The sequence below is a fragment of the Sediminibacillus sp. JSM 1682029 genome (assembly GCF_041366435.1).
Taxonomy (GTDB): Bacteria; Bacillota; Bacilli; order Bacillales; family Amphibacillaceae; genus Sediminibacillus; species Sediminibacillus terrae.
In genome coordinates this window covers 189,965-203,698 of the sequence record NZ_JBEWYY010000002.1, presented here as the reverse complement: position 1 = coordinate 203,698, position 13,734 = coordinate 189,965, and the positions used below count along the sequence as shown (strand labels likewise).

Annotated in this window: 13 protein-coding genes; all 13 read left to right on the top strand. The window is 42.7% G+C overall.

The genetic code is table 11. From position 1 onward, the window contains the following. The first annotated feature begins 450 nt into the window (after positions 1–450). Positions 451–732 (top strand): sporulation protein YqfC, encoded by a 282-nt coding sequence (yqfC, locus tag ABVF09_RS04900; RefSeq protein WP_026569910.1) that lies wholly within the window; start codon positions 451–453, stop codon positions 730–732. Between the two features lie 27 nt (positions 733–759). Continuing rightward, positions 760–1,989, top strand: coding sequence for a sporulation protein YqfD (gene yqfD / locus ABVF09_RS04895; RefSeq protein WP_371068708.1), 1,230 nt, complete (start codon positions 760–762; stop codon positions 1,987–1,989). A 2-nt stretch (positions 1,990–1,991) separates the two neighbouring features. Then, positions 1,992–2,948, top strand: coding sequence for a PhoH family protein (locus ABVF09_RS04890; protein ID WP_026569912.1), 957 nt, complete (start codon positions 1,992–1,994; stop codon positions 2,946–2,948). An 81-nt stretch (positions 2,949–3,029) separates the two neighbouring features. Continuing rightward, positions 3,030–5,177 (top strand): HD family phosphohydrolase, encoded by a 2,148-nt coding sequence (locus ABVF09_RS04885; RefSeq protein ID WP_153464607.1) that lies wholly within the window; start codon positions 3,030–3,032, stop codon positions 5,175–5,177. Further along, positions 5,177–5,644 carry an rRNA maturation RNase YbeY gene (ybeY, locus tag ABVF09_RS04880; protein WP_026569914.1) on the top strand — a complete coding sequence of 156 codons (468 nt, stop codon included), beginning with the start codon at positions 5,177–5,179 and terminating at the stop codon, positions 5,642–5,644. The genes ABVF09_RS04885 and ybeY overlap by 1 nt, the downstream gene beginning before the upstream one ends. After that, positions 5,619–5,996: a diacylglycerol kinase family protein gene (locus tag ABVF09_RS04875; protein WP_153464605.1), complete on the top strand. Its 378-nt coding sequence runs from the start codon at positions 5,619–5,621 to the stop codon at positions 5,994–5,996. The genes ybeY and ABVF09_RS04875 overlap by 26 nt, the downstream gene beginning before the upstream one ends. Before the next feature lie 340 nt (positions 5,997–6,336). Continuing rightward, positions 6,337–7,242: a GTPase Era gene (gene era, locus ABVF09_RS04870; protein ID WP_026569916.1), complete on the top strand. Its 906-nt coding sequence runs from the start codon at positions 6,337–6,339 to the stop codon at positions 7,240–7,242. A 444-nt stretch (positions 7,243–7,686) separates the two neighbouring features. Then, positions 7,687–7,836 (top strand): YqzL family protein, encoded by a 150-nt coding sequence (locus tag ABVF09_RS04865; RefSeq protein ID WP_081704499.1) that lies wholly within the window; start codon positions 7,687–7,689, stop codon positions 7,834–7,836. A gap of 88 nt (positions 7,837–7,924) precedes the next feature. Further along, complete coding sequence (recO, locus tag ABVF09_RS04860; RefSeq protein WP_153461561.1) at positions 7,925–8,668, top strand: DNA repair protein RecO; 744 nt, start codon at positions 7,925–7,927, stop codon at positions 8,666–8,668. Between the two features lie 314 nt (positions 8,669–8,982). Next, complete coding sequence (glyQ, locus tag ABVF09_RS04855; protein ID WP_153461559.1) at positions 8,983–9,873, top strand: glycine--tRNA ligase subunit alpha; 891 nt, start codon at positions 8,983–8,985, stop codon at positions 9,871–9,873. Continuing rightward, entirely contained in the window at positions 9,860–11,947 is a 2,088-nt protein-coding gene (glyS, locus tag ABVF09_RS04850; RefSeq protein ID WP_371068707.1) for a glycine--tRNA ligase subunit beta, read from the top strand. The genes glyQ and glyS overlap by 14 nt, the downstream gene beginning before the upstream one ends. Positions 11,948–12,025: 78 nt before the next feature. Then, positions 12,026–12,664 (top strand): transcriptional regulator CcpN, encoded by a 639-nt coding sequence (gene ccpN / locus ABVF09_RS04845; RefSeq protein ID WP_026569920.1) that lies wholly within the window; start codon positions 12,026–12,028, stop codon positions 12,662–12,664. Next, on the top strand, positions 12,665–13,492 hold the full coding sequence (locus ABVF09_RS04840) for a pyruvate, water dikinase regulatory protein (RefSeq protein ID WP_026771155.1): 828 nt from the start codon (positions 12,665–12,667) through the stop codon (positions 13,490–13,492). Positions 13,493–13,734: the final 242 nt, after the last annotated feature.

Below are 13,734 nucleotides of genomic sequence, written 5' to 3'. Positions count from 1 at the left end.
ACGTCTTTGTCATTGTTTAGAAACCTAACACCGAATCCGGTTCTATTCATCTTTTCTTTCGCATGTAGAAGCACGGCCTGAAAATCCCGCAAGAAAGTGATTGGTGCTTTCAGAGGAAGGTGAAGCTCTGCCCGTGGTTGCCGTAGCGATACAGCACCGATAAAAAAACAGGATAAAAGAAGTTTGTCTTAGGAGCATTTGATTAGCATGTAGAATCTGATTAAGTTTTAACTTTGATAGTCATGTTTTTATCCACTCCACTTTTTCAATTAGACGAAAGCCCTTTTGTTTTTAAACCGCGTTCTTTCGTAAAATATCTAGTGTGTTGTTAATTATCATTTGGCCGGCCCTCCCCTTTATAACCCATCATACATGGTTTAGCCTTGGATATTTTGCTGTTCTTATCTCCTGGTTTCATTCATACATATGATGTGAGAGGGGGCATCCTGGGTGAACAAATGGAAACAGCGCATCGAGAAAATGCTCACGCAGCATCTTGAACTTCCTTCCGATGTTATCCTCGAACTTCCGAGAATTACGACTATCGGTCAAATCCATGCTTATATCGAAAATCATAAAGGACTCATTCTGTTTTCAGAATCTGAGCTCCGTTTACGTATGAAAGACGGATACCTCCGGATAACTGGAGAAAAATTTGTGCTGAAGATGATGCTGCCGGAGGAAATCCTGCTTGAGGGTAAAATCAAGGAGCTGGCATTCATCGAGGCGTGACCGGATAGCCGGCGGAGGGGGGCAGAGATGAAGCACACACAAGACATATTTTTTACAGGATCTGTAAAGATAGAAGTGACCGGACACCACCCGGAGCTGTTTTTCGATCTGTGCGCAAGGGAAGGAATAACTGTTTGGAATGTGATAAAAATAAATGAAACGCGATGTGTCGGATATGTAAGATTACGTGATATTTCCGCGATAAAAAGATTGCGCAGGCAAACGGTTTACAAGCTGTCTTTTCTGTCACGGAAAGGTTTTCCTTTTTTGATACAGCGCGTTTTGCGTAAAAAACCATTCATGGCAGGATTATTTTTGAGTATCTTGTTCGTCATGTTTCTTTCGAACGTCGTCTGGGACATAGAAGTCGAAAATGTCCCGCCAGAAATAGAAGCGAAGATTATCGAAAAATTGGACGAGTATGGTATTCACCGCGGTGCCATAAAGTTTACCATCGGTACACCAAGTGACATTCAACAACGTTTGCTGGATGATTTGCCTGAATTGCTATGGGTGGGTGTGACGGAAAAGGGGACAACCTATCAACTGGAAGCTGTCGAGAAAACGATTGTCGAAGAACCTGAGCAGTCTGGCCCCAGGAATCTGGTTGCTGCAAAGAAAGGTGTCATTGTTGATATGTTTGTGGCTAAGGGGCTTCCTTTGGTCAAAGTGAATGACCTTGTCACACCTGGGCAAGTATTGGTTTCCGGCAACCTGAACGAGGAGAAAACAGAGGAAGAACAAGATGACGACAAAGAAAAAAACGCTAAGCCAAAGAACAACGTGGCAGCCGAAGGGGAAGTAATTGCAGAGACGTGGTACGAGGTGGAAACAACTGTACCGATGAAGGCGAATTATCAAACCCTTACCGGGGAAAATGAAACGAAATTCCATCTTCAAATCGGGAAACTGAGAATTCCGGTTTGGGGTTTCAAAAAGGTCGATTATGAACATGTATATAAAGAAACCACAAGTAAACCATTGTACTTTTTGCATTGGACGCTGCCGATATCCATCGTGGAAGAGAAATGGAATGAACAGGCATCTTATAATGAAAAACGAAGCAGGGAAAAAGCCAGAGAAGAAGCCGTGAAACAAGCGACAAAGCAGCTTCGGAGTGAGCTTGGAAAGGATGCAGAAATAGCTTTTCAAAAAGTTTTGCACGAACGAATAGAGAGTGGTAAAGTTAAGTTAACCCTTTATTTTAAAGCTAAGGAAGATATAACAAAAATTCAACCAATATCTCAAGGAGATTGATTATGCCTGAAGATTTAAAAACGATCGATTTACAACTGGAAAATCCAAACGAAGCACTCACATTGTTTGGAACCGAAGATAGACACCTAAAACAAATCGAACAACATTTGAATGTATCGATTGTCACGCGAGGAGAACAGGTCAGCGTTTCCGGCACACCGGAAGATACCCAGCTTATAGAGGAAATATTGCTTGCATTACTTCATATTGTCCGCAAAGGGCTGACTGTCACAGAACGCGATGTGGTATATGCTGTCGATCTCGCCAAAAAAGGTAAAATAGATCAATTTGAAACATTGTTTGAAGATGAAATTACCAAAAATGCCAAAGGAAAATCCATCAGGGTCAAAACGTTGGGGCAACGTAATTATGTCAATGCGATAAAATCCAACGATCTTGTCTTCGGCATTGGTCCTGCTGGAACTGGAAAGACTTATTTGGCGGTTGTCATGGCAGTGACAGCTCTAAAAAAAGGCCTTGTCAAAAAAATCATTTTGACAAGGCCGGCAGTCGAAGCCGGCGAAAGTCTTGGTTTCTTGCCTGGCGATCTAAAAGAAAAAGTCGATCCTTATTTACGCCCTCTTTATGATGCCTTGCACGATGTTCTCGGTAACGAGCACACCCTTCGGCTGATTGAGAGAGGCACCATTGAAATCGCACCGCTCGCCTATATGAGGGGCAGGACGCTTGATGACGCATTCGTCATTCTGGATGAAGCGCAAAACACAACCCCTGCTCAAATGAAAATGTTCCTAACCAGACTTGGTTTTGGCTCGAAAATGGTAATCACCGGCGATATTACTCAAGTCGATCTTCCTATGGGTGTCACATCCGGCCTGAAAGCTGTCGAAGCCCGGTTGGCATCAATCAAAGGCATCGCTTTTATGTATTTAAAACAGTCTGATGTAGTTCGTCATCCACTGGTTCAGAAAATTATCGATGCTTATGAGGAAGAGTAAGCATTGACTACAGGATTAAGACCCATTTTCCAGGGTCTTATTTCTGTATAGACCGCTCTTTTTCAAAAATGAGGTGAGGGAATGAAGCATTACTGGAAACGTTTTAAACAATTACCGGTTTATAAAAACAAATGGCTGAAAATCAGTTTGGCAGTTTTGCTTTTATGCATTTTTTTCTTTTTCATCACGCTTTCTAATGTTTATACGGAAACATACAATATCGAAAGGTTTAACGAAGCGAAAGAAACCATCCGCTCTCCATTGTCGATCGAAAACAAAAAAGAAACAGAGCGTGAAAGAAGAGAAGCGATTCAGGCAGTAGAGGACAGGTATGAGATATCGTCAGAAATCACGCAGGAACGTGCAGGTTATATCAATGAGTTGTTTGAAGCGATCGATAAGCTCGAAGAGGAAGAAAAGGCATCGAAATCCAGCGAAGAAGAGGGCGAACCTGCCGTCACCGATAAGGATAAAGTGCAGAAGCTTCAACAGATTATTTCTCCGGAATTGAGCGAAGCGCTCGACCGGGAAGAATTGACTGTGTTGATCCATGCAAATTCAGAAAAACGATCCCTGGCGAAAGAGTTGCTCACAACGTCCATTTACGAGGTAATGAATGACGGCGTGACAACGGAAACTGTAGAAAATGCTGTGAAAAATGTAAATGAAAAGCTCCAGTATTCCAGCTTAAACGATGACTTAAAGGAAGTCCTTTACATACTCAGTGAGTTTGCTGTGGTGGAAAATTCGTTTTATGATGCGGAAAAGACGGTCGAAGCACAAAAACATGCATCCAATAATGTGGAACCAGTGATGATCCGGGCCGGTGAAATCATTGTAACCGAAGGACAGACGATCACCAATGAGATTTATGAACAATTGAAATTGGTCGGTCTCTTGAACGATGATCGTAATGTCTATCCGTTGATCGGACTTATTTTACTGATTTTTTTAATCGGGGGTATCATCACTTATGAAATGCATATCCATTCTAAAAAACGGGAATTGGATGTCAGGAAGATTGCTTCCATTATTCTAATCAGTGTGTTGATGGTATCTTTGATGAAAGTGGCTAGTGTCTTCACGGATTCTGTCAATCAATTGTTCTTTCTCGTTCCTGCAGCGACAGGTGCGATGTTGTTGAAAATTTTGCTTGATGAACGCTTGGCGATGGCGATGGCGATTCTATACAGTATCCTTGCAAGTCTCATTTTCAATGGAGAGATACCAGGATCGCTCAACATGGAAGCGGGCATCTACATGCTATTTTCTCAATTGGCCGGAATCGTGTTCCTGGCCAGTCTGAAAGATCGTATCGCAATTCTGAAGGCAGGAATAGGAATAACACTGGTACACATACTTACCGTACTATTATTTTTATTTCTTTCTTTCGAAAAATATGCTATCGCGGATATGTTGACTTTCAGTGGATATGGCGTAGTCGCCGCTTTTCTTTCATCCGTTTTAACAATCGGACTGTTGCCATTTTTTGAAACCGGACTGGGAATATTGTCTGATACAAAACTGCTCACCCTATCCAATCCGAATCATCCACTATTACGTAAGATATTGATCGAGGCACCGGGGACTTACCATCACAGTGTCATGGTAGCGAATCTAAGTGAAACTGCCTGCGAAGCAGCAGGAGCCAACGGGCTTCTTGCAAGAGTGGCTGCTTATTATCATGATTTAGGAAAAACGGAACAACCGCATTATTTTATTGAGAATCAAATGGGCATCACCAATCCTCATGACATGCTGCAGCCAAAGCAAAGCGCTGAAATTATTATCAACCATCCATACGCTGGGGCTCGACTCCTAAGGAAACACAAACTCCCCAAGGAAATTGTTGATATCGCAGAACAGCATCATGGAAAGAGTCTTCTGCAATTTTTTTACCATAAGGCAAAAGAGCAGAACAAACAAGTGAAAGAGTCGGAATATCGTTATCCTGGTCCTCTCCCGCAAACAAAGGAAGCGGCGATTGTCTGTATATGCGATTCGATTGAAGCGGCTGTGCGTTCATTGAAGGAGCCGACGAACGAAAAAATTGAAGAAATAGTCACCTCGATCATTCACAATAAGCTGATGGATGGACAGTTGAGTGATGCACCGTTAACATTCAAAGAGTTGGAGAAAATCCGTAAAGCGGTTTGTGAAACGCTTAATGGTATCTTCCATTCCAGGATACAGTACCCGACAGATCAAGAAGTGAAGGAGGCAAATTAATGCATATCGATTTTCATGATCAAACAAACAAAGTTGAAGAAGATACGACCGATTTGATTCAGCGGCTTTTGACTTTTGCTGCAGAAAAAGAAGGAATCACGGATGAATCGGAGGTTTCTGTTAATTTTGTCGATAATGAGGAAATTCAAATCATCAATCGTAATTATCGCCAGCAGGACAAACCGACAGATGTGATTTCTTTCGCAATGCAGGAAGAGGGTGAAGGAGAATTGAAAGTAATCGGTGAAGATATCCCGTTAATTCTTGGTGACATCGTCATATCTGTCGATAAGGCCGCTGAACAGGCAGAAGAGTATGGACATTCCCTTCAACGGGAGTTCGGTTTTTTGGCCTTGCACGGTTTTTTACACCTTCTCGGCTATGATCACATACAAAAAGAAGACGAGCGGAAAATGTTCCAGCGACAAGAGGAAATTTTAAATGCGTTCGGACTTGAAAGGAAGTAAACGGAAGCGGACTGTCGGTTTCACGTTTGCTTTGCGTGGATGGAAAAACGCTTGGAAGGAACGGAACCTGCGTATCCAGGTGTTTGCGGCCATTGTTGTATCCGTTATGGGCGCTATTTTCCGGATCACAGCGATCGAATGGCTCCTCCTTGTTGTGGTAATCGGTATGGTGATTGCAATGGAGATGATCAATACAGCGGTTGAACGGCTGCTTGATTATTTAGCACCGGAATTCCACGCGAAAGCGGGAGCTGTTAAAGACATTGCTGCTGGCTCCGTTCTGGCCATGGCTGCTGCAGCTACAGTAGTGGGAGCGATAATTTTCCTTCCGAAAATTGCACAGTTGTTTTGACAGCCAAACCCGGCCCCTATTATCAGGTGGCCGGGTTTTTCTTTTAAGGCATTACTGAAAGAATAGAACAGCTTTTGAACAGAATATATAACCCTTGTGGATTGGAAGCATGGAGGCCATTTTATAATGATATTAGGATAGAGTTGGTATAAACTAAACGAAGGAAAACAAAAACATGTAGATTTTTCGGTTTTCTTTTATGTTGCTTTTGTATTACAACTTTTTTAGAGAGGTTTTGTCGAATCCATGAAAGGGGTAAATTTTTATAGTAAAATAGAAGAAAACCACAGGATGAAAAAGCTATAAAACATAAAAAGGCATAAACGATGGAGGATACAACATGGATGCAGCATACAAATCAGGATTCATATCAATAATCGGAAGGCCGAACGTTGGAAAATCGACGTTCATGAATCGAGTGATCGGACAAAAAATTGCAATAATGAGTGACAAACCACAAACCACCCGCAACAAAATCCAAGGGGTTTTAACAGAAGAAGATGCCCAGATGGTTTTTATCGACACTCCCGGAATCCACAAACCAAAGCATAAGCTTGGTGACTTCATGGTGAAAGTCGCAGAAAATACGCTTAACGAAGTAGACGCGGTAATGTTCATGATTAATGCGGAAGAAGGTTATGGGAGGGGTGACCAGTTTATTCTGGATCGCTTGCAGAATGTAACCAACCCTGTTTTTTTGATCATCAATAAAATTGATCAGGTACATCCTGATGATCTGCTTCCGCTAATCGATGAGTATAAAGACAAATATGACTTCGAGGAAATCATTCCGATTTCAGCGTTGGAAGGAAACAATGTCGCCCATTTGCTTCATGTTTTGAAGGATCATTTACCGGAAGGACCACAGTATTATCCGGAAGATCAAATCACTGACCACCCAGAGCGTTTCATTATCAGTGAATTGATAAGGGAAAAAGCTTTACAATTGACCAGAGAAGAAATTCCCCATTCCATTGCAGTTGTCATTGACAATATAGAAGTCAGGGAAAAAGGCGGAAGTGTTTTTATACAAGCTACGGTTGTAACAGAGAGAAAATCACAAAAGGGTATCATTATCGGCAAACAGGGTTCGATGCTCAAAGAAATCGGAAAACGAGCCAGACAGGATATAGAAGCACTCTTGGGAACGAAGATATACTTAGAACTATGGGTCAAAGTACAGAAGGATTGGCGCAACAGACAAAGTCAGTTGACGGAGTATGGATTTAGCAGTGACGAATATTGAATTCTGACAAAATCCGCCGGTGAAGAAGTTCCTTTCTGTTCATACATGGTAAATATTTTTACTCATGTAACCAAAAGAGAAGGCCATCCTAGAGGTGTGGGGGAAGCAGCTGCCTGTCAGCTGTCATGGGAGTTATAGAGGGTCCGGAGCGTATAAAGGCATATATGAGGAACCGAGAAGCGCAACGAACGAAGAAATACGCAGAGTCATTTTCACCGGAAATTTTGAACTTCCTATAAAGTGTTCAAAAAGAGGATGAAAAGGACCAAGTAGTTCTAGGCAGTGAAGGTTGGAGGTCCGGAATGTATAAAGACATACATGAGGAACCGAGAAGCGCAACGAACGAAGAAATACGAAGAGTCATTTTCACCGGAAATTTTGAACTTCCTATAAAAAGTATGATTTCTAATATGTATAACAGTTTATAGAAAGGTGGGGTTTCTTGTGCTCGACTTTCCCTGGAAAATATTCAGTCAAACAGGAAACATTGAAACCTATTTACTGATGAAAGAAATGGAATCTTACTACGATGAAGAATCATCTGCTAATGCAAACTATAAAGAACATTTGCAAGAATTTGATCGAAACTTATAAGCGACTGCCGCGCCGCCAAATGGAAACTAGGCGGCGTCTTCTTAGTATAAAAAGTGTCGTCTTTTTTGAAAGGGATTGGTGAATAGATTTGTTTGAGAAAACAGAGGGCATAATCCTGCGGACGCAAGATTATGGGGAGACACATAAGATTGTGACGATATTGACGCCGTCACACGGGAAAATCGGTGTAGTCGCGAGGGGAGCAAAAAAACCGAAAAGCAGGATGGCAGCCATCACACAGCCGTTCATCCATGGTCAATTCTTAATACAGACGGGGAGAAATCTGGGTACACTGCAACAAGGCGAAGTGCTTTCTTCCTTTCGGGAAATCAGGGAAGATATTGTAAAGACGGCATACGCGACTTATCTGTCAGAGCTGACAGATAAGTTGGTGGAAAAAAACAACTATGATCCATTTTTATTTCGACAACTGGAACAAACGCTGACCTGGATTTCGGAAGGGAAAGACGCGGAAATATTGACGATCATTTATGAACTCAAAATGTACCAGCGGGCAGGATACGCTCCTGAACTGCAACAGTGTGTCAATTGCGGGAACCCTCAGGGACCATTTGCATTCTCTACCGCAGAGGGAGGTTATCTTTGCCCTCGCTGTCGTCATATCGATGAGTATGCGGTATCCTTGCCGGAAAACCTGTCGAGAATCTTTTCAATGTTTTCCACCATCGATATCGAACGAATCGGAAATATTTCGATAAAACCGGAAAATAAACAACTGTTGAAAAAATTGATGGAGGAGTATTATGAACGGTATGGCGGATATCATATCAAGTCAAAAAAATTTTTAAACCAGCTGGATCTCTTGAAATAGCATTATGATTGACAAAAAGGATAAAATTCAGTAAGGTTAAATCAAAATTTACATATTGCATTGACGGTGAGTAGTACTTGGACATCTTTTCTAAAAGCGAATCCAGGATAGTGAGAGCTGGAGTAGAAAAAACCGGGGAAGGCGCACCAGAGCAATCAAGCGAAAGCGGCTTTCCGTTAATCGGAAAGCAAGTAGGGTGGAACCGCGGATATCCCGTCCCTATGCCTTGGATTGGCGTAGGGGCGGTTTTTTGTCGTGATTTTACAGCAAAGCCCGCTTCTAAGTTTGAATACCATAATCGGAGGAATGAGCAAATGAATATTCAGCAAATGATCTTAACTTTGCAAAAGCATTGGTCAGATCAAAACTGTATTTTAATGCAAGCATATGACGTAGAGAAAGGTGCTGGGACAATGTCACCGATGACATTGTTGCGCAGCCTTGGCCCGGAACCTTGGAATGTTGCATATGTAGAACCGTCCCGCCGGCCGGCTGACGGAAGATATGGACAGAATCCGAATCGTTTGTATCAACACCATCAATTTCAGGTGATCATGAAGCCTTCACCAGATAACATACAAGAGTTATATTTGGATTCTTTGCGGGCATTGGGTATTGATCCTTTACAGCATGATATCCGGTTTGTTGAAGATAACTGGGAAAATCCTACGCTCGGTGCGGCCGGGCTTGGTTGGGAAGTGTGGTTGGATGGAATGGAAATCACTCAATTCACGTATTTTCAACAAATCGGCGGGCTCGAAGCAAAGCCGGTAGCGGTTGAATTGACTTATGGAATTGAACGACTTGCTTCCTATATCCAGGATAAAGAAAATGTGTTTGATTTAGAATGGACGGATGGAGTAACGGTTTCTGACATCTTCCTACAGCCTGAATATGAACATTCCAAATATACTTTCGAAGAATCCGATACAGATATGCTGTTCAATCTGTTTTCGACCTATGAGAAGGAAGCAAAGCGGACAATGGAGAAAGGCCTTGTATTCCCGGCTTATGACTATGTATTGAAGTGCTCTCACACATTCAATCTCCTGGATGCAAAAGGAGTTATCTCCGTAACCGAAAGAACCGGATATATTTCCAGGGTAAGAAATTTAGCGCGGGAAATAGCCAAAATATATGTAGAAGAGCGTGAACGTCTTGGGTTCCCTATGTTGAAGGAGGCGGCAAACAATGACAACAACTAATATTTTATTCGAAATAGGCCTTGAAGAAATGCCGGCCCGTTTTCTTGATGATGCACAGAGACAATTACTGGAAAAAACCACCGCCTGGCTGGATGAATTGCGGGTACCTTATCAAGGTGTCGAAGCATATGTAACACCGCGGCGGCTCGCTGTTCTAATCAAGGACGCAGCTGAAAAACAGCCAGATATCGAGGAAGAAGCAAAAGGTCCGGCGAAAAGCATTGCACTAGACGAAAATGGCGAGTGGACAAAAGCAGCTGTTGGTTTCTCACGAGGTCAAGGAAAAACGGTGAAAGACATCTATACCAAAGAAGTAAATGGGACAGAATACATTTTTGTGAGTAAGTTTATAGAGGGCAGCAAGACCTTCGATTTATTGCAGGGATTCAAAGATGTCGTGTTAAAGGTAAACTTCCCCAAAAATATGCGCTGGAGTGATTTGAACCTACGTTACGTGAGACCCATCCGCTGGATCACTGCTTTGTTCGGCAGTGAAGTCATCCCGTTGGAGATTGCTGGTGTTACCGCATCAAATACGACATTCGGACATCGATTTCTTGGTAAATCCATTGAATTATCATCTGCTGGTGACTATCGAAATAAGCTAAAAGAGCAGTATGTAATCGTGGATCCTTCTGAAAGAGAAAAGAAGATCAGAAGTGAAATTGAACAATTACAGGAAAACAAAAACTGGCAGGTTACAGTGGATGCCGATTTGCTGGACGAAGTAAAGCATTTGGTTGAGTATCCTACCGTTTTTTCCGGTTCCTTTGATGAAGAGTTCCTGGCCGTTCCCGAAGAGGCTCTGATTACTTCCATGAAAGAACATCAGCGATATTTCCCAGTGCGGGATAGTGAAGGAGAGTTGCTGCCGAACTTTGTCGCTGTAAGAAACGGTAATAGCGATTTTATAGAAACGGTTGCTCGCGGAAACGAAAAAGTGTTAAGGGCCAGACTTTCCGATGCAAGATTCTTTTTTGAAGAAGATAAGAAACAATCCATAGCCAACAATGTGAAGAAACTGGAAAAGATGGTGTTTCAGGAAAAGCTCGGAACTATTGCAGAAAAGGTGGAACGTGTAGCTCAACTAACAAGTAAAATCGCTGAGTTGCTCGATATGGACACAGCTGTACGGAACCACGCAGTTCGGGCAGCAGAAATCTCCAAGTTTGATTTGGTGACCAATATGGTCAATGAGTTCACAGAACTTCAGGGGATTATGGGGGAGAAATACGCCCGTCTGTTCGGTGAAAATGAACGAACAGCTCAGGCTATCAATGAACATTATATGCCACGGCATGCAGGAGACACTCTCCCTCAGTCGCCAGAAGGTGCTCTTGTAAGTGTTGCTGATAAATTGGATACCATTATCGGCTGCATTTCTGTAGGCATCATTCCCAGCGGTTCCCAGGATCCTTATGGGCTCAGACGGCAGGCTATCGGAGTTTTGCAAATCTTGAAAGCTCAAAAGTGGGAAGTGAAACTGGAACAGTTGCTTGAACAAGCTTATCTGCAATTTGAAACAAAGGGTATTCCAACTCGGGATAAACAAGAGACAATGGAAAATGTGTCCGAGTTCTTTGCCCACCGTGCGGGTTATATTTTGAAAGAAGCAGGAATTGACCAGGATGTCATCGAAGCAGTCCTTCATGCAGGCATCGGAATCTTTCAATTCACTTTCGATAAAGCTCTTGTTTTGACCGATAAAAGACAGGATGAAGCCTTCAAACCAGTTCAAGAAGGACTGGGGCGTGTGTTGAATTTAGCCGGCAAGGCTAAGACGGAAGAGGTCAAAAAAGAATTATTCGAAAATGAAACAGAAACCGAATTGAATGCTGCAGTAGAACGGGCGGTGCCGGAATTTCAACAAGCTTTGAATCGACAAAAAGCAAGTCAAGCTATAAATGTTTTGGCTGAATTGGCAGATCCTATTCACGCATTTTTTGATCATACGATGGTTATGGCGGAAGATGAGCACGTAAAAAATAACCGGCTTGCATTATTGAATAAAATTGCTTCCATGGTTTATCAATATGCCGACCTGTCAAAAGTGCAGTGGAAACAGCAATTCTGACATATTCCCGTTTATATATGTTGTACCTGTCTATAATGAGAGAAAAAATGTGCTTCATGCCGAGAAGGTGGTGAAAGGATGGAACTTTCCGATCGTCAGCAGCAGATTATTGAGATTGTAAAAAAACATGGTCCGATTACCGGGGAGAATATAGCGGAAAAACTCCAATTGACAAGAGCTACGCTCCGACCAGACTTATCTGTCCTCACCATGTCCGGCTTCTTGGATGCCCGTCCGAGAGTAGGTTATTTTTTCACGGGGAAAACCGGTTTTGAATTGCTTTCTGAAAAACTGAAAAAAGTGAAGGTGCGGGATTTTCAATCGATACCGATCGTGATTAAAGAAAATGACTCGGTTTATGATGCCATCAGCAAAATGTTCCTGGAAGATGTTGGAACGTTATTCGTGGTGGACGATGCTTCGCTTTTAACAGGGGTCGTTTCTCGAAAAGACTTGCTCAGGGCTAGTCTGGGCAATCAGGATTTAGCCAGTCTTCCGGTTAATATCATCATGACGAGAATGCCGAATGTTACGATTTGCCGAAAAAACGATTATCTGATCAACGCAGCAAAACAATTGATCAGCAAACAAATCGATGGTCTTCCTGTGGTAGAGGATACAGAAAATGGCCTACAGGTCATCGGCCGCATAACCAAAACAAATATGACCAAAGCATTAGTGGAATTCACCGGGAATGATAACTTGCAGGGAGGTTAAATGATGGGCAAACCTATTGTGTATATAGTTTCTGACTCGGTGGGAGAGACAGCAGAATTAGTGGTGAAAGCTGCTCTGAGCCAGTTTGATAACAGCGGAGAATATCTTCTACACCGAGTACCTTATGTTGAAAATCTGGAGATACTGGATGAAACCATCAACCAAGCGGAGGAAAAAGGGGCGATAATCGGTTTCACCCTGGTGAATCCTACGTTTCGCAGACATCTGCTGGAGGAATCCGTTAAAAGAAAGATTGAATGCATTGATATCATGGGACCGCTTATGGACGCCATGGAAAAGGTTTATCAAAAAAAACCGAGGCTCGAACCCGGATTGGTTCATAAATTGGACGAAGATTATTTCAAGCGGGTAGAAGCGATAGAATTTGCGGTGCGGTATGATGATGGAAGAGATCCGAGGGGGATATCGAAAGCGGATATTGTATTGATCGGCGTTTCCCGGACCTCCAAAACACCGCTTTCGCAATATCTTGCCCACAAACGCCTCAAGGTTGCCAATGTCCCTATAGTACCAGAGGTGAATCCTCCGGAAGAGTTATTTCAAGTGGATCCCAATCGGTGTATTGGTTTGAAAATCAGCCCTGAAAAACTGAACGATATCCGGAAGGAACGGCTGAAGGCCCTGGGGTTGGGAGACCAAGCCAGCTATGCTAACCGGGAACGGATTTTGCAAGAGCTTGATCATTTTGAAAAAGTGGTGGAAAGAATCGGGTGTCATGTGATCAATGTTTCGAATAAGGCAGTGGAGGAAACTGCAAACGTTATTCTGAATATAAGAAAGCAATTGTTGTTGAATGGCAAACCCTGACTGTTAACCACGTGTTTGTACAACCATGGCCAGGTGTCAAAGCAGGAAGGCTGTCGTATGCATCTCCTTCCAAACAGCTATAATAAGAAGAAGGAGTTTCACTTGCTTCGCCTTCCATCCCACTCACCGTTTTGTGCAGGAGAAAGGGAATGATCAACGAGAGAGTTGCCTTGCAGAATACAATCACGGGGTGCAACGGTTCTTTAAGCGCAACGTTATAAGAAAAAATATTAGCATTTTCT